The 24,281-nt window shown below is 52.1% G+C and carries 21 protein-coding genes and 1 pseudogene; 14 read left to right on the top strand and 8 right to left on the bottom strand.

Going from position 1 to position 24,281, the window contains the following annotated elements; genetic code table 11:
• Positions 1 to 48 precede the first annotated feature (48 nt).
• The 5 genes from pdxJ to ABTW62_RS04960 all read left to right on the top strand — a co-directional run bounded on the left by pdxJ (position 49) and on the right by ABTW62_RS04960 (position 4,449).
• On the top strand, positions 49 to 774 hold the full coding sequence (gene pdxJ / locus ABTW62_RS04940; RefSeq protein ID WP_430903475.1) for a pyridoxine 5'-phosphate synthase: 726 nt from the start codon (positions 49 to 51) through the stop codon (positions 772 to 774).
• Positions 771 to 1,148, top strand: coding sequence for a holo-ACP synthase (gene acpS, locus ABTW62_RS04945; protein WP_430903476.1), 378 nt, complete (start codon positions 771 to 773; stop codon positions 1,146 to 1,148). The genes pdxJ and acpS overlap by 4 nt, the downstream gene beginning before the upstream one ends.
• Positions 1,149 to 1,150: 2 nt before the next feature.
• Complete coding sequence (gene nagZ, locus ABTW62_RS04950) at positions 1,151 to 2,176, top strand: beta-N-acetylhexosaminidase (RefSeq protein ID WP_430903477.1); 1,026 nt, start codon at positions 1,151 to 1,153, stop codon at positions 2,174 to 2,176.
• 347 nt (positions 2,177 to 2,523) lie between these two features.
• Positions 2,524 to 3,984: a dihydrolipoyl dehydrogenase gene (gene lpdA / locus ABTW62_RS04955; protein ID WP_430903478.1), complete on the top strand. Its 1,461-nt coding sequence runs from the start codon at positions 2,524 to 2,526 to the stop codon at positions 3,982 to 3,984.
• A 54-nt stretch (positions 3,985 to 4,038) separates the two neighbouring features.
• Positions 4,039 to 4,449: a hypothetical protein gene (locus ABTW62_RS04960; protein ID WP_430903479.1), complete on the top strand. Its 411-nt coding sequence runs from the start codon at positions 4,039 to 4,041 to the stop codon at positions 4,447 to 4,449.
• Positions 4,450 to 4,485: 36 nt separating this feature from the next.
• Here ABTW62_RS04960 and ampD read toward each other — a convergent pair whose 3' ends face one another.
• Positions 4,486 to 5,097 carry a 1,6-anhydro-N-acetylmuramyl-L-alanine amidase AmpD gene (gene ampD / locus ABTW62_RS04965; RefSeq protein WP_430903480.1) on the bottom strand — a complete coding sequence of 204 codons (612 nt, stop codon included), beginning with the start codon at positions 5,095 to 5,097 and terminating at the stop codon, positions 4,486 to 4,488.
• A gap of 91 nt (positions 5,098 to 5,188) precedes the next feature.
• On the opposite strand from ampD, the gene tmk reads away from it, so the two are divergent.
• Positions 5,189 to 5,830: a dTMP kinase gene (tmk, locus tag ABTW62_RS04970; protein WP_430903481.1), complete on the top strand. Its 642-nt coding sequence runs from the start codon at positions 5,189 to 5,191 to the stop codon at positions 5,828 to 5,830.
• The gene (locus ABTW62_RS04975; protein ID WP_430903482.1) at positions 5,827 to 6,885 is read left to right on the top strand and encodes a DNA polymerase III subunit delta' C-terminal domain-containing protein; all 1,059 of its coding nucleotides are present in this window, start codon (positions 5,827 to 5,829) and stop codon (positions 6,883 to 6,885) included. The genes tmk and ABTW62_RS04975 overlap by 4 nt, the downstream gene beginning before the upstream one ends.
• 8 nt (positions 6,886 to 6,893) lie before the next feature.
• On the opposite strand, the gene ABTW62_RS04980 is transcribed toward ABTW62_RS04975, so the two are convergent.
• The gene (locus ABTW62_RS04980) at positions 6,894 to 7,373 is read right to left on the bottom strand and encodes a hypothetical protein (protein WP_430903483.1); all 480 of its coding nucleotides are present in this window, start codon (positions 7,371 to 7,373) and stop codon (positions 6,894 to 6,896) included.
• A gap of 106 nt (positions 7,374 to 7,479) precedes the next feature.
• Here ABTW62_RS04980 and ABTW62_RS04985 point away from each other — a divergent pair, with 106 nt between their 5' ends.
• Positions 7,480 to 10,227: a PD-(D/E)XK nuclease family protein gene (locus ABTW62_RS04985; protein WP_430903484.1), complete on the top strand. Its 2,748-nt coding sequence runs from the start codon at positions 7,480 to 7,482 to the stop codon at positions 10,225 to 10,227.
• Between the two features lie 267 nt (positions 10,228 to 10,494).
• On the top strand, positions 10,495 to 13,926 hold the full coding sequence (locus ABTW62_RS04990) for a UvrD-helicase domain-containing protein (RefSeq protein WP_430903485.1): 3,432 nt from the start codon (positions 10,495 to 10,497) through the stop codon (positions 13,924 to 13,926).
• Between the two features lie 180 nt (positions 13,927 to 14,106).
• Here the strand turns inward: ABTW62_RS04990 and ABTW62_RS04995 are convergent, their stop codons facing one another.
• Both ABTW62_RS04995 and lpxK read right to left on the bottom strand, forming a co-directional pair.
• Positions 14,107 to 14,289, bottom strand: a complete 183-nt coding sequence (locus tag ABTW62_RS04995) for a Trm112 family protein (RefSeq protein ID WP_430903509.1) — start codon at positions 14,287 to 14,289, stop codon at positions 14,107 to 14,109.
• A gap of 24 nt (positions 14,290 to 14,313) precedes the next feature.
• Positions 14,314 to 15,297, bottom strand: a pseudogene (gene lpxK, locus ABTW62_RS05000) (tetraacyldisaccharide 4'-kinase); the annotation flags it as partial.
• Between the two features lie 380 nt (positions 15,298 to 15,677).
• Between lpxK and ABTW62_RS05005 the strand changes: the two are divergent.
• The 5 genes from ABTW62_RS05005 to ABTW62_RS05025 are packed head-to-tail and all read left to right on the top strand — an operon-like array spanning position 15,678 to position 19,597.
• Positions 15,678 to 15,929 (top strand): acyl carrier protein, encoded by a 252-nt coding sequence (locus ABTW62_RS05005; RefSeq protein WP_430903486.1) that lies wholly within the window; start codon positions 15,678 to 15,680, stop codon positions 15,927 to 15,929.
• 11 nt (positions 15,930 to 15,940) lie between these two features.
• Positions 15,941 to 16,780, top strand: coding sequence for a hydrolase 2, exosortase A system-associated (locus ABTW62_RS05010; RefSeq protein WP_430903487.1), 840 nt, complete (start codon positions 15,941 to 15,943; stop codon positions 16,778 to 16,780).
• Between the two features lie 17 nt (positions 16,781 to 16,797).
• Positions 16,798 to 17,646, top strand: a complete 849-nt coding sequence (locus tag ABTW62_RS05015) for a hydrolase 1, exosortase A system-associated (RefSeq protein ID WP_430903488.1) — start codon at positions 16,798 to 16,800, stop codon at positions 17,644 to 17,646.
• Positions 17,640 to 18,896 (top strand): glycosyltransferase, encoded by a 1,257-nt coding sequence (locus ABTW62_RS05020; RefSeq protein WP_430903489.1) that lies wholly within the window; start codon positions 17,640 to 17,642, stop codon positions 18,894 to 18,896. Before ABTW62_RS05015 ends, ABTW62_RS05020 begins: the two co-directional genes overlap by 7 nt.
• A gap of 35 nt (positions 18,897 to 18,931) precedes the next feature.
• Positions 18,932 to 19,597, top strand: coding sequence for a tetratricopeptide repeat protein (locus ABTW62_RS05025; RefSeq protein ID WP_430903490.1), 666 nt, complete (start codon positions 18,932 to 18,934; stop codon positions 19,595 to 19,597).
• Here the strand turns inward: ABTW62_RS05025 and ABTW62_RS05030 are convergent.
• The 4 genes from ABTW62_RS05030 to ABTW62_RS05045 are packed head-to-tail and all read right to left on the bottom strand — an operon-like array spanning position 19,588 to position 24,184.
• Positions 19,588 to 21,093 carry a Ni/Fe hydrogenase subunit alpha gene (locus tag ABTW62_RS05030; protein WP_430903491.1) on the bottom strand — a complete coding sequence of 502 codons (1,506 nt, stop codon included), beginning with the start codon at positions 21,091 to 21,093 and terminating at the stop codon, positions 19,588 to 19,590. The genes ABTW62_RS05025 and ABTW62_RS05030 overlap by 10 nt on opposite strands.
• On the bottom strand, positions 21,086 to 21,631 hold the full coding sequence (locus ABTW62_RS05035; protein WP_430903492.1) for an NADP oxidoreductase: 546 nt from the start codon (positions 21,629 to 21,631) through the stop codon (positions 21,086 to 21,088). Before ABTW62_RS05035 ends, ABTW62_RS05030 begins: the two co-directional genes overlap by 8 nt.
• Positions 21,624 to 22,370, bottom strand: coding sequence for a 2Fe-2S iron-sulfur cluster-binding protein (locus tag ABTW62_RS05040; RefSeq protein ID WP_430903493.1), 747 nt, complete (start codon positions 22,368 to 22,370; stop codon positions 21,624 to 21,626). Before ABTW62_RS05040 ends, ABTW62_RS05035 begins: the two co-directional genes overlap by 8 nt.
• Positions 22,371 to 22,420: 50 nt before the next feature.
• Positions 22,421 to 24,184, bottom strand: a complete 1,764-nt coding sequence (locus tag ABTW62_RS05045) for an NADH-ubiquinone oxidoreductase-F iron-sulfur binding region domain-containing protein (RefSeq protein ID WP_430903494.1) — start codon at positions 24,182 to 24,184, stop codon at positions 22,421 to 22,423.
• Positions 24,185 to 24,281: the final 97 nt, after the last annotated feature.

Raw genomic sequence — 24,281 nt, forward strand, 5'->3', positions numbered from 1 at the left:
TTGCAAATGCTTGTGGATGTCAAAGAGTAATCAATTGAGGACGTTAGTATGATAGCTTTGGGTGTGAATATCGATCACGTGGCGACATTGCGGCAAGCACGAGGAACTATTTACCCCAGTCCAGTCGAGGCGGCGCTGATCGCCGAACAGGCAGGCGCAGATGCGATTACCCTGCATCTGCGTGAGGATCGACGCCATATCCAGGACCGGGATGTGGAGATTTTGCGTGAGCGACTGACAACCCGCATGAATCTGGAAAGTGCGGTAACCGATGAAATGATTGCCTTTGCCTGCCGGATCAAGCCGCATGATGTGTGTCTGGTGCCTGAGCGACGCGAGGAATTGACGACCGAGGGTGGGTTGGATGTCATCCGGCATTTTGGGCAGATCAAGCCTGCTTGCGCATGTCTGGCGCAGGCCGGGGTTCGTGTTTCATTATTCATCGATGCGTTGCCCGAGCAAATCGATGCTGCAGTCAAGGCCGGTGCACCGGTGATCGAGTTGCACACCGGCCGCTATGCAGATGCCCAAAACGCTGATGAGCAGCAAGCTGAATTGGAAAAAATCGAGGCAATGGTCGCTTACGGCCTAAGTCAAGGATTGCAAGTGAATGCCGGGCATGGATTGCATTATCAGAATACCAAGCCGATTGCGATGATATCAGGCGTATCGGAACTGAATATCGGTCACGCTATTGTTGCGCATGCCCTGTTTGTCGGGTTTGCCAAGGCCGTGCACGAAATGAAAATACTCATTCAGGAAGCCGGTGCATGATCTATGGTATCGGGACCGATTTGGTTGATCCGGCACGTATAGGACGTTCTCTCGAACGTCACGGCGAACGGTTTGCCAAGCGTGTGTTGGCCGAGCCTGAATGGTCCGATTATACAGAAAACACCAAGCCGGCCCTTTTTCTGGCGAAGCGCTTCGCTGCCAAAGAGGCTTTTTCCAAGGCGGCTGGCACGGGGCTGCGTGCACCGGTCATGTTTGAGAATATCATCGTTTTGCATGATGCGCTGGGAAAGCCTTATTTTGAGTTTTGTCGTGAATTGACCGATTGGATCGAACAGCGTGGCATCATTGGCCATCATCTTTCCATCAGTGATGAATTGACCTTGGCCAGCGCTTTCGTCATTTTGGAGAAATGACCATGTCACTGGGCCCGGTCATGCTCGATATCGCGGGGATGGAACTGTCGGTGAATGACCGGGCCCGATTGTCGCATCCGCTGGTGGGGGGAGTGATTCTCTTCGCCCGCAATTATGCATCACCCGCGCAATTGGTCGAATTAACTGCGGCAATCCATGCCCTGCGCATCCCACCCTTGCTGATTGCAGTGGATCAGGAGGGGGGAAGGGTTCAGCGCTTCCGGGAAGGTTTTACGCGTCTGCCTGCTATGCGTGAACTGGGCGCTGCCTGGGACCGGCATCCGCATCAGGCGCGCCAACTTGCCTGGCAAACTGGATATGTATCAGCTTCGGAATTAAAGGCATGCGGGGTTGATCTGAGCTTTGCTCCGGTACTTGATCTGGATTACGGACAGAGTTGTGTGATTGGCGATCGGGCGTTTCACCGCAAGCCGCAGGCGGTGGCTGAACTGACTCATGATTTAATGCGCGGCATGAAGGCGGCGGGCATGATGGCGGTAGGCAAGCATTTTCCGGGGCATGGCGCAATTCAAGCGGACACACATGTCGAGACCGCCGTCGACCGGCGTCCATACGTGGACATCAAAATGGCGGATTTGATCCCCTTTCGCCAGATGATTGGATATGGGTTGCATGGCATCATGGCTGCCCATGTCATTTATCCTCAGGTCGACACTTACCCTGCCGGCTTTTCCAGAGTATGGTTGCAAGACGTTCTGCGCCAAACACTTTGTTTTGAGGGCTGTATTTTCAGCGATGACCTAAGCATGCAGGCAACTCACAGCTATGGCAGCATTGAGCAGCGTGCCAGGCAGGCGCTGCAAGCCGGTTGTGATATGGTGCTGGTCTGTAATGATACCGAGGCCTCGGACCAGTTGCTCAATTCGCTGCCATGGGAATTATCCGCCACCAGTATGGCACGGCTGGCCCGCATACGAGGGGAGCGTGCCAAATATGCTTGGTCCCGGCTGCATGAAAGCGAACAATTTATCCGGGCAGTCAAGGCAATCAGCGCTATCGCAGCCTAGTACCCCGTTCCGCCAAACCGCTTACATGAAATCGCGCCTTCGCCTGTCATGCGTTGTTGCAAATCCTCCCCATAGCTACGGCTATGACTGCGGTTTGCGCCTAGCCTGGCGGGCGAATCCATCGATTTCATTTGTAAGCTAATTGACGGAACGGAGTACTAGACAAACAGGACGTTGCCCTTGTAAACATACGGATTTCTTAGCAGTGGCTGAGAATCCAGGGAAATGTTGAATCAGGCAGAGCCCGAACCATTCCGAATATCGCGCTGTTATGCACCTTGCGATGGATAGAATGATGCCGTGTTTCCCAAAAACTTATTTTAATTAACTTGAATATTCAATAGATCATGGATAAAACATTTGATGTGGCGGTCATTGGTGCGGGTCCAGGCGGCTATGTGGCGGCTATCCGTTGTGCGCAACTGGGTCTTGATACCGTGTGTATAGATGATTGGAAAAACGAACAGGGCAAGCCGACTCTGGGCGGCACCTGTCTCAACGTGGGTTGCATTCCTTCCAAGGCACTGCTCGAGTCTTCTGAGAACTATGCGCGTGCTGGGCACAAATTCGCTGAACATGGTATCAAATTGAATGCGCTTTCAGTAGATGTGCCGACCATGATTGCGCGCAAGGATAAAATTGTCAAAGCCTTTACTGGCGGCATCACAATGCTGTTCAAAAAAAACAAGGTGACTTCGTTGCATGGCCGGGGTAAATTACTGAAACGTGATGATGGCGGGAACGCCTGGACAATTCAGGTTAATAACGACGGAAAAGAATCTTCGATTCTAGCCAAGCATGTCATCATTGCGACGGGTTCTTCACCTCGTGAGTTATCAGTTGCGCCTGTCGACAATGTCAAAATTTTTGACAGCGCCGGTGCACTGGCCTTGCAAGAAATACCGCAACGGCTTGCTATCATTGGCGCCGGTGTCATTGGTCTGGAGCTGGGGAGTGTCTGGCGCAGACTCGGTGCAGAAGTAACATTGCTGGAGGCGCAATCCGAATTCCTGCCGGCGGTAGATGAACAGGTCGCCAAGGAGGCACTGAAAAGCCTGACTCGCGAGACCGGACTGGTCATTCAAACCGGTGCCGAAATTCAGTCGGTTACAGCCAGTCAAGACAGTGTTGACATTGAGTATACTGATCGCGAGAAGAATGCCCAGAAATTGGCGGTGGATAAGCTGATCGTGGCCGTGGGGCGCGTGCCCAATACCGATGGTCTGGGTGTGAATGAGGCTGGATTGAAGCACGATGAGCGCGGTTATATTGCGGTCGATGAATATTGCCGTACCAATCTGCCAGATGTTTATGCAGTAGGCGATGTCGTCAGGGGGCCCATGCTGGCACACAAGGCTTCCGAGGAGGGGGTGGCGGTTGCAGAATGGATTGCGTCCAAACGGGATGGCTCCCCTGATGCGACGGCCAAGGTCGATCTTGGCATCATACCGTGGGTGATTTATACCGCACCGGAGATTGCCTGGGTAGGCAAGACCGAACAGGCGCTCAAGGCAGAAGGTATTGCCTATAAGGCTGGCCAGTTTCCATTTATGGCCAATGGCCGGGCGCGTGCGCTTGGAGAAACAACCGGATTTGTTAAAGTGCTGGCGGATGCTGAAACTGACCGTATTCTGGGGGTGCATATGATTGGTCCCTATGTTTCGGAAATGATTGCCGAAGCTGTGGTTGCCATGGGATTTGCCGCCAGTAGTGAAGACTTGGCGCATATTGTGCATGCACATCCTTCTCTGTCGGAGGTGCTGCATGAAGCTGCCCTGGGCGTGGCCAAGCGAGCACTTCATATTTGAGTGATCGGCTGTTCGAGGTGGCCCAGCTTTTACATTGAATATCAGGGGATAGGCATGAAATCGATCCTTATTGGCTTGTTATGGGTGTCTTTTTCGGTATTGGCGGCCCCGCCCGAGATGGAAAAGCAAATTTATGAACTGGAGGCGGCTGTGATGCGTCTGCAGCAAGAACAACAAACATTGTTTCAGCAATTCCAGATGTTGCGAGAGCTGCGTCAGCATGAAGTGTTGCGAGAGGATGAGGCGATTATGCACCAGGGCGGGGTGGTCGCAGGAGGAGAGTTCCCCAAGCACGAGGATATGGTCAAGCGTCAAAAAGAACGTTACGATCAGATACAGCGCTATACCATTGATTTAAAAGAATTCTACGCGCGTTATCAGGAGCTTGAGAGCGAAAGGCGGTTGCTGATCGAGCAATTGAATGAGCTCAGGTTGGGTGCAGAGCTTCCGGTCGAGGTGGAGTGACTGTTCCTGTTCCATTGCCTTGTGCTTCAGCTGCAGTTAAGCACGATGATATGGAACATCCCTGGCTTGCATCTGGATGCCGGAGGATCCCATTTTCAGGCAGGGATGCGTTTGGATCAGCGCTTGTTGATAGCCTTGCCAATCAAAATGGGGACCGGGATCAGTCTTTCGCTGTGGCGCAATGTCGGCATGCCCAACGATATGGTCGATAGGGTAGGCTGACAGCAATGTCCGAGTGACTCTGGCCAGTTGCGTATACTGGTTCGGCGTGAACGGTATGTTGCCACTTCCTTCCAATTCGATCCCGATCGAGAAATCATTACAGTGGGTCAGTCCTTGCCAGCAGGAAGCGCCAGCATGCCAAGCGCGCATTGCGCATGACACGAATTGAATGATTTCGCCATCACGACGAATGAAGAAATGACTGGAAACTTTGAGGTCTTTCAGTGACTGGTAATAAGGGTGGACCAGCGGATCGAGCTGGTTGGTGAACAATTCGATGACACCATTGCCATTGAATTCGTCCGGCGGCAGGCTAATGTAATGAATGACCAGCAAACTGATCACACTCCCGGTCGGGCGCGTATCGCAATTAGGTGAAGAGATGCAGTTTGCAGGTTCGAGATAACCGGCTGCGTTGATTTGCATGTTTGTTTCCCAGTTTCAGCTAGCAGATTCCATGGAATGCCCTCAAAGGGGCAGGCTGATTTTATCAATAAACTCTAATTGAGCGGTTATTTTGCAGAGCGGAAAATTTATTACCCTGGAAGGTATCGATGGGGCGGGCAAAAGCACGCATCTGGCCTGGCTGGAAGACTACTTGTGCGGTAAAGGGGTGAAGGTGGTCGTGACGCGTGAGCCGGGTGGAACGGCAGTGGGCGAGCAATTGCGTGAACTGCTACTGGACCAGCGCCATACGATGCACGCCGAGACCGAGGCATTGTTGATGTTTGCTGCGAGGCGTGAGCATCTGGATAAAATCATCCTGCCCGCCATCCAGCGGGGTGACTGGGTGATTTCAGATCGTTTCAGCGATGCGAGTTTTGCTTATCAGGGGTGCGGTAGGGGTGTTGTCTGGGAAAAACTGGTGTTGCTCGAGCAGTGGGTGCAAGAGGATTTTTATCCAGACCTGACCGTCTATATCGACGTGCCGGTAATGCTGGGCCGTGAACGGGTCAATTTAGTCAAGGCCGCTGATCGCTTCGAAAGCGAGACCGATGCTTTTTTTGACCGAGTCCGGGCAGGCTATCTTGAGCGCGTGCGGCAATTTCCCCAGCGCATGCAGATCCTGGATGGCAGCCTGCCGCTGGTCGAGGTTAGGGCAGCGCTCGCTGGCATCATGGAGAATTTCTGGTTGAATCAGGCACTGCACGAGAAGTGAGAACTGCGGCGATCTATCCCTGGCAACAAACACTCTGGCAGCAGATTAGGCGACAAGGTGTTCTCAGAGCGCATGCACTCTTGTTGACGGGGCGGGCAGGTATCGGCAAGCTGGCCTGGGCGCTCAGTCTGGCTAAGGCCATGTTGTGCGAGCAGGTCGATCAAGCGGGTAGGGCGTGTGGACATTGTCCTGGTTGTCACTGGTTCGAGCTGGGGCAGCATCCTAATTTCCGTTTACTGGAACCAGAAGCATCGTCACTATCAGTGGGCGAAGCGGATAATGAAGGCAGGGCAAGCAAGCCGGATGCGACGGATACCAAATCCAGGAAAAAGCCAAGTCAGCAGATCGGCATCGCACAAATTCGCGTATTGGATGATTTTATCTACCTGAGTGGCCATCAGGATCGTTTCAAGCTGGTGTTGATATCCCCAGCCGAAGCGATGAATGCGGCTGCCGCCAATGCATTGCTGAAGAAATTGGAGGAACCGCCGCCGAATGTACTGTTTATTCTGGTCACGCATCGCGGACTGACCATTCCTGCCACAATTCGGAGCCGCTGTCAGCAGATTGCAATGCCACAGCCAGCGCGCGGGTTGGCGCGCGATTGGTTGGTTCAACAAGGCGCGAAGCACCCCGATTACCGTCTTGCCATGTCAGGCTATGCGCCATTATTGGCGTTACAGTATGACGAAGATTATTGGGTGCAGCATGCGGATTTTGTGCGGCATGTTGCCAAGCCCAACGAACTCGATCCCATTGAGCTGGCAGAGAAATTACACAAATTGGATTTATCCAGCGTTGTCAGCTGGTTGCAAAAATGGTGCTACGATCTGATGAGCTGTCGTATGACGGGAAGCATTCGTTATCATCTCGCACAAGAAGCGACCATCAAGAGACTGGCAGCGGCCATCAATCCCATAGATATTGCATTCTTATGGCGCGACCTGATTGCCTTGCAGCAACTGGCGCGCCACTCGCTCAACGCTAAACTGTTTGTTGAGGAGATGTTGCTTACCTACATCAATTCAGTTGTCCCCAAGGGTATCCAACCCTAAGTGGCGTTTTACCATTCGACGCACTGGCTTCTGTCATGGTCGACACTGCAGGACCATAACGTTCTGTGAATGCCTCCTGCGCGATTGAACAGGTGATCTGCTTTTTGTGCTTTTAGCTGTTCTGCCGTGGGGGTAAGTTTTTCGGGTATGAAATATTCCTGAATCCAGAAGCGTATCCTGCAAAATTCGGGTTCCTTGGAGCATAGTTTATTGATGGCTGCACTGTAGATGGTCTTATCCATTTGTCTGTCCTTGTCGACCAGAACCATGTGGACAAATTTGCCGGATTTGCCCATTTCCAGGCTACGCACGAGCCGCCAGCCAATGCCACTTGGCAGCTGTTTCTCGTCGGCCGTTTCGGTTGCGGATGTTGTTTGTGATAAAGCCTCATCGGATGATTCCTGCTCCTCGGTTTGCCCAGAATAAACCAAGCCTGACCAAGATATTGCCATGGCAACGAGCAGCCCATTCCAAACTGTTTTGTTCATTGATTCTCCTGATAATGACTATTTATTGTATTGAAGTACATCATTTTACATCGTCACGTATTTGCTGTTAGTCTGTGGATGCGCGCCGGCCAGATTGTCGATCACCATGAAAAATTCAGCCGTAATCACCCATCTACTTAATCCTCAACAGAGCAACGTTGCAGATATTATCCAGAGATTGGAGCATAGTGCAACGATTGTGACGGGAAACCAGCGCCTTTCACGCAATCTTCGCCGGATTTTTGATCAGGTGAAAATTTCGTCGGGGCATCAAGCTTGGCCTGCCCCGGATATTTTACCGTGGAACGCTTGGTTGCAGAGACTATGGCAGGAAGCGCTAGTAAACGGGAAAACCTTGGTTAGCGGATATTTGCTTGCCGCGCATCAGGAACGCCATGTCTGGCAAGAGATTCTCGTAGAATGCGCACCAGATTTCTCGTCACATGCTGTCGATCAAGTGGTTGCGCGCCTCATGGATGCCTGGCAGATGATGCGGGCCTGGTGCCTGCCATTGGGGGCTGAAAGTTTCGATTACAACGCCGATAGCCAGCTGTTCCGGAAAGCGCTAACAGGCTTTCGGGCAAGATGTCGAGAAAACGCTTGGCTGACCTTCGCGGAAGTGCCCGAAATGCTACAAGAAAGTTTCCGATGTGGCGTCATGCAGTTGCCGAATGAGTTGGTGCTGATTGGTTTCGATGAGCTGACACCGCAACAATCATCGTTTTTGCAAGTGATCGAACAGGCGGGGTGTCCGTCTCGATGGTTGCGATTGTCGGGACAAATGGCGCAGGTGACAAAGATTGGCTGTGCGGACGATCGCAGCGAGGCCCGGCTTGCTGCATGCTGGATTCGCCAGTGTCTGGAAGCCCATCCGGCAGCAAGCATCGCACTGGTTGTGCCAGAGCTGACTGCGCAGCGTGAAATGGTGTGCCAGGCGCTGGATGAAATCCTGCTGCCGCAGGCTTTGCAGCCGGGCAATCATGCGCTCGAACGTCCCTATAACCTATCGCTGGGTAAGCCGCTTGGCCACTTTCCGCCTGTCAGCATGGCACTCGATATACTTGGCCTTTCTGATTCGGTTATCGAGTGTGCGCAGATCAGCCGGTTATTGCGTTCGTCGTTCATCGCAGGCTGGGAGCAGGAACAGAGTGCACGTGCCTTACTGGATGCGCGCTTGCGTGAAACGGGCGAGTGGGGCGCCACTCTGCAGACGCTATTGGCGCATGCATCCTGTGCCGGTCAGCCATATGTCTGTCCTTCGCTGGCGCATCACTTGGCGGCGCTGCTAGGATTGATTCAGGCGCGCCCGCTTTCGGCCAGTCCAGGAAGATGGGCGCAATGGTTTGAACAGTATTTAAAGGTGGCTGGTTGGCCGGGTAGTCGCACATTATCCAGTGGCGAGTATCAGGTGGTTCAGGCATGGCGGACGCTAGTGAGTCAATTCGCAATGCTGGATTGGGTGGCCCCGGCCATGAGTTGGGAGACAGCGTTCGGCCGACTGAAACACATGGCAGTCAGTACGGTTTTTCAGCCTGAGTCCAAGCCCGCATCGGTGCAGGTGCTCGGGTTGCTTGAAACCAATGGGTTGCAGTTTGACTATTTGTGGGTCATGGGGCTCCATGCTGGTGCATTGCCCATGGCCCCCCGGCCAAATCCGTTTATTCCTTTACCTTTGCAACGATCGGCCGGCTTGCCGCATTCGAGCGCGCAGCGTGAATTGCAGGTGGCTGAAGCGGTATTGGGGCGGATTGCCGAGAGTGCCGGCACCATCATGCTCAGTTACCCGCAGCGGAACGGGGATGAAGTGTTGAGCCCCAGTCCATTGATTGAAACTGTTCCAGAGCTGACAGGCGAAACGCACGCGATGCAGCGGATACCGGCTTGGCGGGAAATCGTGCATCAGAGTGGGCGCCTGGTTAAATTCGAAATTGATCCAGCACCCCCTCTTGACAAAATTGATATCGCGGGTGGTAGCCGGGCATTTAAGTTGCAGGCAGCATGCCCTTTCCTAGCCTTCGCCGAGTTGAGGCTGGGTGCCCGTCCACTGGGCAAGATGCAGATCGGCTTGAATGCGATGGTACGTGGAAACCTTTTGCATCGGGTGATGGAAATGGTATGGGGTGAGTTGGTAGCATGGGAAGCCTTGAATGCCGCGTCACAAGCACAGCTGGAAAAGTTGGTGGCTAGCAAAGTGAATGCCGCTATCAGCGAGATCGCACCGTCTTTTCCGCAAACCTTTAGTAAGCGATTGCGAAGGCTTGAGGTAGACCGGTTGAGTCACCTGACGCGAGACTGGCTTGAACTGGAGAAAAGTCGCTCGCCTTTTCATGTGCTGGCCCAGGAGAAAGAAGCCGAGTTGACCCTGGGAGGGGTAAATGTTCGTCTTAGAATTGATCGCATCGATCAGCTGGAAGGCGGTGATAAACTGCTTATCGATTATAAGACTGGCCCGGTCAAGCCAGGGCAATGGTTCGGTGAGCGTCCCGATGAGCCTCAATTGCCCCTATATAGCCTGGTTTATGCCGATGGGCTGGCAGGCATTGCATTTGCCCAAATCAGAATTGGCGATCTTGCTTTCAAGGGGATCGCTCAGGAACAGGACTGCGTGCCAGGTGTCAGCGCTTTCAAGCAGCTGGAACCGACGCGCGATTGTACGAACTGGGCTGAGGTGGTGGCCAATTGGCGTCAGATATTGGAAAAGCTTGGGCAGGATTTTTGTGCTGGCAGGGCTGAGGTGGCACCGAAACTAAAATCGATCACATGCGCCCATTGCGCACTCAAACCCTTATGCAGGATCGATGATTTATCCGGGTTCTCCAATACTGACAACGATATGACATGGGATGAGTGCTGAACAAATATCGATTGATTTTCTGCGTTAACAAGCATTGTGTGCAGTGACGCCACGGATTGTATGTCTTGCCGAGCGCGTCACTCAACCTGTATCGGCAAACCTGATGCAAATCACATTGCTGACTCCAGTCATTCACGCAGGTGGTGTGGATGCAAGCACAAATGACAACTTTTCAGTTTGGATCCAGAAGTATGAGAAAAATAGCTAGATTCCGGCATTCCTGCAGGCTTTTGCTGCAATGCTCGGGCAGGTTGTTTGATGTGCGCCATGGTTGTTGACCAAGAGGCGCGTCTGCAGGCGCTTGATCCATCTTGTTCTTTTATCGTTCAGGCGCCGGCCGGATCGGGAAAAACAGGCTTGTTGACGCAGCGTTTTCTGGTGTTGCTCGCCACGGTTGATGAACCCGAGGAAATAACTGCCATTACCTTTACGCGCAAGGCTGCCAGCGAGATGCGTCAGAGAATTACCCAGGCATTACGGGATGCGAGTTGTATGCCAGCGCCTGAAGATGCCTATGCACAGCAGACCTGGCAGCTGGCCAGATCTGCTCTGGTGCGTGATCAGGCACTGGATTGGCAATTGTTGCGCAATCCCTCCCGCTTGCGTATTCAGACCATAGATGCCTTGTGTGCGCAGCTTGTGAATCAGATGCCGGTGCATTCTAAGCAAGGCGGGGTGCCTGCGGTCGCGGAGGATGCGGATATGCTGTATCTGGAAGCTGCCCGGCTGACGGTTCTTGCTCTGGAGGGAGATGGTGAGTGGTCGGCTGCCGTCGCCCATTTGATTCAGTATTTAGACAACCGTCTGGACAAATTGCAGCGGTTGATTGCAGATATGCTGGCGCGGCGGGATCAATGGTTGCACCATTTGGCTGGCATCACAAATACCGATGCAATCCGTAAGCACCTGGAATCAGCGTTAACCGACCAGATCACGGCCGCGATGCGGACGCTGGCCGAGAATGCGCCTGTCGAATACCGGATGGAATTGGTTGATTTGGCGCGTTTTGCCGCAAACCAACTCGCGTCTGATGCAAGCCAGAACAAAATCGTTCATTGCGAATCCATGCAGGAATGGCCGGGCTGGTGTATTGAGGACCGTCTGCATTGGGAAGGACTTGCAGCGTTGTTGCTCACCCAGGCCGGGGCATGGCGCAAGCAAGTCACCAAAAATGAAGGTTTTCCGGCGGCGACATCGGTGCGTGCCATTGAAGTGAAAAAACAGTTTGATGAGATGAAGCGGCGGATGCGTGCTGTGCTGGCCGGACTGCAGGATCATGAATCGTTCCGTCAGCAACTGCTGTCACTCAGGCGGCTGCCGCCTGAGCAATACACCGATAGTGAATGGGAAACCCTGCAGGCGTTGTTCAGATTGCTGAAAGTGGCCGCAGGTTATTTGACGCTGGTATTTCAGGAACACGGACAAGTCGATTTTTCAGAAATTACCATGGCTGCCATTCATGCATTAGGGGAGCCGGATGCGCCGACGGATCTGGCTCTGGCACTCGATTACCGGATGCGTCATGTGCTGGTTGATGAATTTCAGGACACCTCTTTCAACCAATCGGAATTACTTGCCCGGCTGACTGCCGGCTGGCAATCTGGAGATGGCCGGACGCTATTTCTGGTCGGTGATCCCATGCAATCGATTTACCGTTTCCGGCAGGCGGAAGTCGGTTTGTTTCTCGATATCCGAGATCGTGGTTTTTTTGGCCAGATTCCGGTCAAATTTCTTCGGCTCTCGGTCAACTTTCGTTCTCAACCTGGAATTGTTGATTGGGTTAATCAGTATTTTCCGAGGATATTGCCGTACCTGGACGATGTCAGCACCGGTGCGGTCTCCTATACGCCTGCCAAAGCTTCTCATCCGCTCTTTCATGATAAGGCGGTGACGGTATACCCTTATTTGCAGAGGGACGATGTAGCTGAAGCAGAACAGGTTGTAACCATTGTGCAGCAAGCGAAGAAAATGCAGCCAGATGGCAAAATTGCCATACTTGTGCGTAATCGTTCACATCTGGCCAGTATCGTGCCGCGACTCAGGCAGGTGGGCCTGCGCTTTCAGGCAGTCGAGATCGAGCACCTGGCAGAACGGCCGGTAATTCAGGATTTGGCTGCGCTCACGCGCGCACTATTGCACCCGGGTGATCGTATTGCCTGGCTTGCGGTGCTGCGTGCGCCCTACTGTGGACTGTCCTTGCAGGACATGTATTTAATTGTTGGTGGCAAGGAGGTAGGGTATACAGTAATCGATTCGCTGCATGATTCTCAACGTTTGGCCGAGCTCAGTGCAGACGGTTGTCAACGCTTGCAGCGGGTGCTCCCGGTTCTGGATTGTGCGCTGGCTACGCGTGATCAAACATCGCTCAGGAGAAGTGTGGAAGGGGCCTGGATGCAATTGGGTGGGCCAGCGTGTGTGCTGGATGAAACCGACCTTGCCGATGCGGAGGTCTATTTCCAGTTGCTCGAAAAATTGGACGAAACGGGTTATCGGCCTGATGTGCAGGAACTGGATGAGCAGCTTGCGAAGTTATACGCGCTGCCGGATGTTGCTGCCAATGACAGATTGCAAGTCATGACCTTGCACAAGGCCAAGGGGCTGGAATTCGATACGGTCGTTCTTCCTGGTTTGGGCAGACAGCCCCGACGTGACCAGGAAAAATTGCTCAACTGGCTGGAACGCCGTACACGATCGGGGGCCATTGACCTGTTGTGCGGACCGATCAGCGCGCCAGGAAGTGACAAGAATCCAATCTCGGCCTATCTCTTGTCCATTGAAAAGCATAAGGCGGCTTTGGAGGATGCCCGACTGTTGTATGTGGCTGTGACGCGGGCGAAACATCATTTGCATCTGCTTGGACACATACCAGCCAAGGCCGATTCACAGGATGAAGCCATGCTTGTGCCATCGGCCGATACGCTGCTTGCAAAATTGTGGCCGGCAGTCGCGACGCATTTCCAAGCGCAGCTGAATACTGAAACAACGGCTCGAGCTACGGAGCAGTCATGCATCGAATCGCAGCCAGGTTTTAATGGACGTGTGTGTCTGGCCGCTGACTGGCGTCCTCCTGGCGTACCGCCTGCCATACAGCTGCCTGTTGCGCAGCAGCCGACGAATCTGGCTGTTGAATCGATTGATTTCAATTGGGCCGGAGAGCCTGCCAGGCTGGTGGGATTGGTGGTTCATCGCCTGCTTCAGCGTATCGGAACGACTGGGATCGAGGCGTTGGATCAGCATGATTTGTCCCGTTTGGAACATGCCGGGCGATCCTTGCTAAGGCAATTAGCTATCGAGCCGCAATATCTCGATGCGGCAGCGCAGCAGGTCGCTGTGGCGCTCAAGGCGATATGTGTGGACGATCCGGTGGGTCGATGGATTCTAAGTGGCCGGCATGAGGACATGCATTGTGAGTGGGCATTATCTGTATCGGGAAATGGAGCAGAGGCATTCCTGAACACTATCGATCGATCGTTTGTCGATGCGGCAGGAACGCGTTGGATTATCGACTATAAAACCGGCACCCACACTGGGAGCGGGATCGAAGAATTTATTGACCGGGAGCAATTGCGTTATCGTTCGCAGTTGGAGCGTTACGCGGAGATACTGTCTCAAATGGAGGATCGCCCTATCCGGCTGGGTATCTATTTTCCGTTGTTGAGCAAATGGCGGGAATGGACTTACCCACCGCATTCAACCTAGGAGGCTGTCCGAGAATAGCGATCGTAGCGAGGGCGAGGCTGGTTGAGTTGGATTTTTCGATCATTTGAGGCGAATAGTCGTTCTATTTAACGAAAAGGATTGTAAAATCCGGCCAAACAAGCTTGTCCGCAGTAGATCAGTCGTTCTCGGACAGCCTCCTAGTATCCCCAGTTGCAGCATTTATTCAACTTTTTCTTCAGGGGATAGTTGCCTGGCTTCATCTTCCAGCATGATGGGAATGCCATCCTTGATGGGATAGGCTAGTCGATCTGGCTTGCAGATCAGCTCCTGTTTGTCTTTTTTGTAAATCAAGGGTCCCTTGCATAAAGGGCAGACAAGAATATCCAGAAGTTTTGGATCCATAAATTTTTCTCTCAATTTTTCTAATATCACGTCACGTAGTCCAAGATCAACGCTATTATCTTGTTGCAGAATCCAGATACGTTCATCATGCATGCCCAGGCATTTTACTGCATCCTCTTCCGGCATCAGGATTATTTCAGCATCACCGAGCTCAAAATTCTCCTTGACGAACTGATGTCCACTTGGGAAGGTATGGGGGGTGATTGTCAATCTCAGAAATTTCAGATTGTCCAGGAAAGTTTGTGAATCGGGATCGCTGGTTACCGCATGGATACGCTTGCCGTCAAATCCATCGGCGCGGGATATCCATGCAGGGTGTGCCAGGTTGACAAAATGCTCTTCTGACGGGTTGATTTGGAACAACCTGGTATGTTCACCTAAATCGGGCGCGCGCCTTATGTTTCCTGCCAGTACAACCGCATCTGAATGTTCCAGGCGTGCAAAGCTGTCCTTCAATGGTCCGGCAGGCATGGTCAGCCCGTTTCCGAAATTCAGGGCGTTGGTATCCACTACAACGATTTCGAGGTCGCGTTGCAGGCGGAAATCCTGCAGTCCATCATCGCAGATAATGACATTGCATTCGGGGTGAGCTTTCAGCAGCGCACTGGCTACCGCAATCCGATCATAGCCAATCCATACCGGGCAGGCCCCGTCAATATAATGAGCAAGCAACAGGGATTTGCTGCCGGTCAGATTCACATTGCTATCAATCTTTACCGCTATCGGTGGATGATAATTGTCGGGATAGCCGCGACCAATGATGCCGGGGCGCAAGCCAAATGCTTTCAGGCATTTGACGATCCAGAGAACGAGGTAGGTTTTTGCAGTGCTTCCGGCGGTGAGGCTGTCGATAACGATGACGGGTATGGACAAATTTACGGAGGGCAGTACTGCCCGGCGATACAGAAACCGGCGAATCAGCTGGAATAAAGCAAACAGCAAACTTGCTGGCCATAAAAACAGGTGCAGTGGTGTTATTCGCTGCCAGTATAATTCGGACCAATTCATTATGGTGCGCCTAAATAAAAAACTATCGTGATTGCCTGTGGCAACTGTAGCATTGAACAAACCTGTGGTTCAACGCTACAGAATGAATTTCTGGGTATGCTCGTTCCATTTTCTGCTCTGGATGGTGATTGTTTATTACTGCCTAAGCACTAAACATTCTTCTTCGCGCTGAAGTCACGGCGCTATTTCGGGTGTCTGATGTTTGGATCAGGAGTTGCGTGATAATGTGACCCTCTTTCAGGTTCATCGCTATTCCGCGCAGGATAAATCGGAATGGAAACGGGAAATACCGCCATATGTTCTGGGTTAATGCGCTATGTTTTTTTAGAAACTGGCTTAAAATGCCGCTGTGACAGAATAACAATTTTTATGGAGCTATTATGCAGCATCTTGAAGCAGTTAAGGATATCTTGGGGGATGTTCTGGGCCTCGGCGACAGAAAACAAGCGCTGACGGCAGATTCGGCACTGCTCGGAAACATCCCTGAACTCGACTCGATGGCAGTCGTCAACGTGATTACAGCACTGGAAGAGTATTTTGATTTCTCGGTTGATGACGATGAGATTAGTGCCCAGACCTTTGAGACGCTTGGGAGTCTGACCCGCTTTGTCGAGCAAAAGCTAATACATTAGTTAGAACGCATATGGGACATTTGCCAGCCGAGCCATTTTTTTTAGATGCCTCGCCCGGAAAGCGGTTCTGTCTTTACCATCCGCCTGCACGACAGCTAACTGAAAACGGTGCATTTCTCTATATACATCCTTTCGCAGAGGAGATGAATAAATCCAGGCGTATGGCTGCATTGCAGTGCAGGGCATTTGCGGCAATGGGGTTGGGTGTCCTGCAAATAGATCTGTATGGTTGCGGGGATAGTGAAGGAGATTTCGGTGATGCGGCCTGGGAAATATGGAGGAGCGATATCACATTTGCCAGGCAGTGGTTGATTGACAAAGGTTACGATTCGATTCATCTGTGGGGATTGAGGCTGGGCGCATTGCTTGCATTGGATTGCGCGAGGCATGCGAAAGGGGATTTTGGCAACCTTGTCCTATGGCAGCCGGTGATTTCAGGGCAATCCTTTTTGACACAATTCTTGCGCTTGAAACTCGTCAACGAATTAATGGCAAAAAACGGGAATCAGGGCATGAATGTGCAGGCGCTGCGTGAAATCCTAAAGGCTGGCAAGGCGCTGGAAATAGCCGGCTACACGCTTGCGCCCAGTATGGCAAGCGCCATCGATAATTTGAGAATGCGTGAGTTGATCGTTGATAGCAGTGTTATCAACTGGCTTGAAATCGTTCCGAATGACGGACGCAAGCTTTCGCCAGCAAGTGAATCTGTCTTGGATACCTGGAATCAGTTTGGTCTTAGGCCCAAAATTGAACTTATTGTGGGGCAGCCATTCTGGGCAACTCAGGAAATTAGTGAGTGTCCGGCATTGATCGCAGCCACGACCATGTTATTTTCAGGGACCGGCTCATGAACTTTCAGGAGCAAGCAGTGCGAATTCAGTGTCAGGGTTCATGGCTTTATGGAATTATAAGCAGGCCGCAACAGCCTGCTGCCCGAGGTGTGCTGATTGTGGTTGGCGGGCCGCAGTATCGCGCGGGGAGTCATCGTCAGTTTGTGCTACTGGCTCGTTATCTGGCGGAACAGGGGATAGCGGTGATGCGTTTCGATTTTCGTGGAATGGGGGACAGCGATGGGGAAATGCGGACATTCGAAGACGTCGGGCAAGATCTATCCGCTGCGATCAATTTTTTTACTAAGGAATGCATGTTTCTGAAGGATGTGGTGATATGGGGGTTGTGTGATGCGGCTTCTGCTGCGCTTTTTTATGCGCATCAGGATCAGCGTGTCAGTGGCCTGGTGCTTTTGAACCCATGGGTCAGGACTGAGCAGGGTATTGCCAAAGCATATCTCAAGCATCATTATTCAACGCGCCTGTTTCAGCCGGCGTTCTGGAAAAAGCTGATTTCCGGGAAATATGACCCAATCGCTTCCATTCGTTCACTCTACAAAATGATTAAGAGTTTCTTCATTAGGAAGAAAAGCGTTGCGGTCATAGGAGAGGGTGCTAATGCAACCGATCATGCTATCCCTTTGCCGGCACGTATGCTGAAAGGACTACAATGCTTTGAGGGGAAAAGCCTTGTCATCACGAGCGGCGACGATCTGACTGCGAGCGAATTTCTGGATTTGATTCATTCGTCCAAGGATTGGCAAATAACGCTAGAAGATAGAAAAGTGAAGTTTTTTCATATCCAGGATGCCAATCATACTTTCTCCAGGCGTCAGTGGCGTCATCAAGTAGCTGAATATACAGGGGACTGGCTACGATCATGGTGAAGCGCGTTTTGATGGTTGCTTACCATTTTCCGCCGCTGGGCGGCAGTAGCGGCATTCAACGTACCTTGCGTTTCTCGCAATACTTGCCCGATCATGGCTGGGAGCCGATCATCCTGACTGCTCATCCGCGAGCATATTTGCGAACCGATGAGAGTCAGTTGACGGATATTGCCGGGCGTGTTCGTGTCTGCCGTGTATTCGCACTGGATACGGCAAGGCATCTGGCATTGATGAACCGGTATCCACGTTTATTGGCGCTGCCGGATCGATGGGTAAGCTGGTGGCTGGGTGCGGTGCCTAAAGGACTGTCGCTGATCAAGCGCTACAAGCCGGACATGATTTGGTCAACTTACCCTATCGCGACGGCACACCTGATTGCGCTCACCTTGCATCGCCTGACGGGTGTGCCGTGGATAGCTGATTTCAGAGATCCAATGGTACAACCGGATTATCCTCCCAATCCACTTACCTACCGTTCCTATCAATGGATTGAGCAGAAGGTGATCAAGAATTGTTCGGCCGCTGTCTTTACGACACCCGGCACGTTGCAAGATTACCAGGCCAGGTTTCCGCATATTCCTGCATCGCGATTCCGGTTGATAGAGAATGGTTATGATGAATCAAGTTTTGCCAGTTTAGTGGCGCCGGTTAAATCTGTCCGTGACGCTAAACGGATAGTCCTGCTCCATAGTGGGATTATTTATCCATCTGAACGCGATCCAACCAATTTATTTGAAGCCTTGTCCAGATTGCAGCAACAAGGCGTGATTGGTTCGGATAACTTTAGTCTCATTTTGCGTGCATCACATCATGAGAATTATCTGAATTCGCTGATCGACCGTTATCGGATAGGAACGATTGTTTCGCTGACGCCTCCAATCCCTTACAGGGAAGCGTTACAAGAAATGCTTGAAGTCGATGGGCTGCTGCTTCTGCAGTCTGCGGGCTGTAACAATCAGATTCCCGCTAAACTGTATGAATACCTGCGTGCACAACGTCCCATTCTGGCGTTGACAGATCCGGCCGGTGATACAGCAGCGAAACTCGAAAGTATGGAGGGCGGTGTCGTTGCGCGGCTGGATTCCACCGATGCCATCACAGATGCGCTGAAGCAATTTATTATGTTTTTAGGAGAGAATCGGGCGCCGATTGCGTCATTGGATAAGGTGTTATCTAACTCAAGAGAGTCCACGGCTTTTGCGCTAGCCAGACTGCTGGATATGATTATTGCATCCAATAGAAATAATTAATGTGGATAGTTTGGGATAAGAATTGGAGAGAATTTATGAAGTCTTTGTCAGCTTATATCCTGGTGATGCTTCTTGGAATTCCGTCTGTGGGAGCCGCCGCTGGTAAGAATTATTGTGGCGAGTTGTATGGTGTTAGTTTTGGACCATTTGATTATCTCGAGCGGTTTAATCTTGGAAAGCAACTAAATGTAGTTGAAGCGCATCACTTTACCTCTGATGTGGAGAATTTAGTCAAAGGGCAAAGCAGCTCTCTTGGGGGAGACTTGCATTATACGCTACGCGTCTGGCCCAATCACCATCGCGCACTTGCTGCACTTGCTAGACTCTCGATCAGAGATAAATCCACCCGCTTCCATGGATTAAAGTGGCCGGTAGAATGTTATTTTGACCGGGCAATCCGTTTCAATGCCACCGATGCCAAAGTTCGATCCATTTATGGTGGGTATTTGTTGCATCAGGGTAGAAACAAAGAGGCTGTCGAGCAATTGGAGGTGGCAGTCAACCTTGAGCCAGATAATGTCACGGCACTGTACAACCTGGGGCTGCTGTATTTCAAGCTGAAGAATTACGACAAAGCTAACGATTTTGCCAATCGGGCATATGCACTTGATTTTCCTTTACCTGGTCTTAAAAACAAATTGATCAAGGTGGGTAAATGGCGGGAGTTGTCAGCGTATTCTAAACAGGAATCTCAAGACTGAGTGACCATTTGGCCATGTTGTTTGGTCATATGATTGACCCGCTTACCTTGGTGGTCGATTAATTCCACCTGTAGCGGCATTTTTCCCAGTGCGTGGGTGGCGCAGGAAAGGCAGGGATCATAGGCGCGCACAGCCACTTCGAGGTGATTGAGCAAGGCTTCGGTGATGGTTTTGCCTTCCAGGTAAGTGTCGGCGACCACCCGAACGGATTCATTCATCGCCTGATTGTTGCTGGTGGTGGAAACGATCAGATTGGCCTGGGTGACGAGCCCCTGTGCATCAATCTTATAATGATGAAAAAGCGTACCACGTGGTGCTTCGATGACGCCTATCCCCTCGCGTTGTTTGGCTCCGTGCTCGGCGAGCAGGTCGCAGCCGGTAATCTCCTCGTCCAGCAGTAACGCTTGTATCGATTCGGCGCAATGCAACATCTCGATCATGCGTGTCCAGTGATAGGCCAGCGTATCGTGTACGAATTTTCCTGGTTCAATCGCTTTGAAAGCTTGTCTTGCCGATTCCGCGAGCGGAGTGGTGATGGATTCGCACTGATTGATACGGGCCAGCGGACCTACCCGGTACCAGCCGTTATCTTTGCCCAAGTGACTCAGAAAAGGGAATTTCATATAACTCCAGCGTCGCACTTCTTCCTGCAAAATTCCCCGGTAATCGCGGTAGTCGAAATGATCGAAGATGCATTCGCCAGAGGGTAGGCTTGCACGTAAGCCACCATGGTAAAACTCCAATTCTCCATGTCCGCCTGTCAAGCCCAGAAAAGGGGTGTGGAGCGTGGCAAACTGGCGATGCGCGTGGTACGTCATATGAATCCGTTGATTGAGTGTGACGGCTTCCTGACACCAGGCAACGATATGTTCAATTTCAGCGAGTAATCCATCGCGTTCTGCAGGAGAGAGTGGTTTGTTCATGCCGCCAGCTACGGTGGCTGCACCATGGATACGTTTGCCCGTAATTGCCTGGATAATTTGCTGGCCAAATTTGCGCAACTTGATGCCCTTCATCCCGATGTCCGGGTAATCTGCCAATACGCCAACGATATTACGCCGTTCGGGATCGCCGCCAAAGCCAAATAACAAATCAGGGGAGGAAAGGTGAAAGAAATGGAGTGCGTGAGATTGCAGAATTTGCCCAAAATGTAACAAGCGTCTAAGTTTCAGTGCGGTCGGTGTCAGTTCATCGACGCCGACTAACTGGTCGACTGCCTTGGCCGCAGCAAGCTGATGACTGATCGGGCAAATGCCGCATAAACGTTGTACGATGAAGGGGACTTCCCAGTAGGGTCGGCCCTGGATGAATTTTTCAAACCCGCGAAACTCGACGATATGAAAGCGTGCTTCGCAGATATGACCGGCTTCGTCCATGAGCAGCGTGATTTTGCCATGTCCCTCGACGCGCGTGACAGGATCGATGACGATGCGCCGCGTGCCTGACGGCGTGGGGGGGCGTTGCGCGCCGTTTGGTGTTGCAGGGTATTCAGTCATAATGAAGGGTTTCTCTGGATAATTCAGGCGTCCTGCCTTGGATCAGTGCCTCAAAGAAATGATAGAACGTATCTGCCGAGGGTGGGCAGCCAGGCAGATAATAATCGATTTTTACGATCTCGCCGACCGGATAGACTTTGTCCAGCAATAAGGGCAACTCTATATCATCCGGGATGTGTGGATTGACGACTCCGGCACCATTCAGATATACCTCTTCCAGGCATTCCTGGAGGCTATATTGATTGCGCATTGCGGGCACACCACCATTGATCGCGCAGGCGCCCACTGCGACCAGAATACGGCAATTGGCACGAAATTGCCTTAAGACTTCGGCATTCTCTGCGTTACATACGCCGCCTTCAATCAGGCCGATATCACAGCTCCCAATAGTTTTTTTGTCTGTCAGCGGAGAGCGGTCAAAGCTGACATGCTCGAGCAAAGCTTCCAGGCGTTCATCCATGTCTAGAAAAGACATATGGCAACCGAAACAGCCGGCCAGGGAGGTTGTAGCAAGCTTAAGTTTTTTTGAATTATTCATCGCGAGAAGCAGTAGTATTGTGCGCCAAGATAACCTGTTCCAGGCCAATTTCATCGATTTTGTGCTGATCGAAAATACGCTGGCCGATTGGGGTCTGATAGCCCACTTCTTTAAGCAGAATTGCGCCAACCGGGCATATGCGTGCAGCCAGGTCTTCGGGAGTGAGATCGCTTTCAGCCAGCTTGCCTGATGATGAGTTGACGATAAGCTGAGTATCGAGCCCGCGCCCGGCAATTGCGAACACATGCTTGCCATCGACTTCCTGGCTCGCGCGCACACATAAGCTGCACAGGATACAGCGGTCACGATCCAGCCAGATTTGTGGATGAGAGGCATCCACCTCGCGTTGTGGGAAAAATTGCGGAAAATGATTGTCTTCCATACCCAGGTGATAGGCCATGGCTTGCAAGCTACAATTCCCGGTTTTTTCGCAAGAGGGGCAGATATGATTGCCTTCGATAAAGAGCATTTGTGTGAGTGCTCTGCGGGCATCATTCAATTCCTGGGTTTCGCTTTCGACAACGCTATCTGGTTCGGCCAGGGTCGTGCAGGCTGCCACCTGGCGGGTGCCAATCTTGACTGTGCAAAGCTTGCAGTTGCCTTGTGGCGAGATTCCTGGGAAATGGCATAAATGGGGAATATATTTTGCCGCTGCCAATGCGGCATCCATGATGGTCTGCCCCGGGCTGAACGGGATCTTGCAGTTATCCAGCGTGAATGATTGCTGATCGTTCGACATGGTTCTGGTCTGGTTGATGAAGCGATTTATCCAATACTGAATTTTCCGGATCAATATCCCGGATCCAAGTGTGCCTTGCTGTCGTCGCGCTGTGTCAAGCGCCGTGCCTCACTGAGTGCTGCATCCAAATCGAAATTCGGCGTAAAAGAGCGTGCGACCAGGCGTTTTTCAAAAATTTCCGGAAAAGATTGCAAGCTGTTCAAGATAGGATTGGCTGCGGTATGACCCAATCCGCAATGAGCATAACGTTGGACCAGATTGCTGGTTTCCCTGAGAGCCTGGATATCCAGGTGGGTGCCGTGACCGGTGGCAATTTTTTCCAGATTATGTTTGAGCAGGGTCGTGCCCACCCGGCAGGGGGTGCAAAACCCGCAACTTTCGTGTACAAAAAATTTTGTGAAATTCTGAACCACCGCCATCATGTCGCGTGTTTCGTCAAACACCATGAATGAACCGCCAGTTGATAGATCCTCAAAGCCAAGCTTGCGCCGAAAATCGGCCTGGCCGATCAATGTGCCAGCCGGGCCTCCTATCTGCACGGCTTGTGTGTTAAGCGCGCCGCATTCCTGCAAGATTTGTTGAATGGGGATGCCGAACGGATACTCATAGATGCCAGGTGTGGTGCAGTCGCCGCTGATGCTGAGCAATTTGCTGCCGGTTGATTCGGGCGTGCCCACAGATTTGAACCAATCGGCTCCGTTGATCATGATGCTGGCAGCGGCCCAAAACGTTTCGACATTGTTTACCACAGTCGGCTGGCCGAGGTAACCCTGCGTGACAGGAAATGGCGGACGGTTGCGCGGTATGCCGGGCTTGCCTTCGAGCGATTCGATTAAGGCGGATTCTTCCCCGCAGATATATGCGCCAGCCCCAACCACGATGTCGACGTCAAACTCGAATCCTGGTTTTCCTCCGATATTCTTTCCCAGCAATCCCTGGCGGCGCTGTTGCGCCAGGGTGGCCTGCAAATGAGGAAGCAAGTAGCGGTACTCCCCGCGCAAATAAAGAAAGCCCTGGCGCGCACCGACAATGAAAGCGCATATGGCCATGCCCTCCAGGACTCTTTCCGCCTGTTGTTGCAACAGCCAGCGGTCTTTGAATGTGCCCGGTTCTCCTTCATCTGCATTGCAGACCACATAGTGGGCATCCCCAGCCACTGTCTTGCACAGGCGCCACTTGCGGCCGGTTGCGAAACCGGCGCCACCGCGGCCACGTAATCCGGAGTGGGTAATAATCTCCAATGCGGCGTCTGTGCCCCGTGCCAAGGTGGTGCGTAATCCTGCGCCCGGTACAAAGCTGTCCTCCAACAGCAGGCTTTTCTTGTGCACTGCGCTGTCGGTATGCATCCATGCCTGCGGCCAGTTGTGAAGTGGTGTGGCAGTTTCGATCTGGTTGGCAAGGCGCTCGATTGAGGTGCTTTCCAATCCCGCCAGCGGTTGTCCATTGATGAGCATCGATGCGCCATGATCACACATGCCGATGCAGGAAGTTTCGTGCAGACTGACTCTGCCGTCGGGGCGCGTTTGCCCAATCTGAACATTGAGTTTGTGGGCAAGTATTTGCAGTAAATTCTGCCCGGCTTGCTCGTATCCGCAAGCCGGGCAGTTACTGAAAAACAATTGAAAATCCCCGCAAGGCTCGGTTTGAAAAAAGGCATAGAAGGCGACGACAGCCCTTACCTGGCTGGCGGGCAGGTTGTACTGTGCCGCTATCCGATGGATGGACTCGTCAGTGATGCATCGCTCGCGCTGCTGAATCGCGTGCAGCGTATGCAACAGATGATCTTTCAACGGTATATCGCCATGTTTTTGCATGGGTGTCCTCGCATGAAGGATTGTGCCCGCAGGCGCAGTCCATGACCTGTCCCGAAGGTGGCCCGAGCAGGCCGATTTTTCGATCGCTGCGTCAGCT

The organism is Nitrosomonas sp. ANs5 (assembly GCF_050584665.1).
Lineage (GTDB): Bacteria > Pseudomonadota > Gammaproteobacteria > Burkholderiales > Nitrosomonadaceae > Nitrosomonas.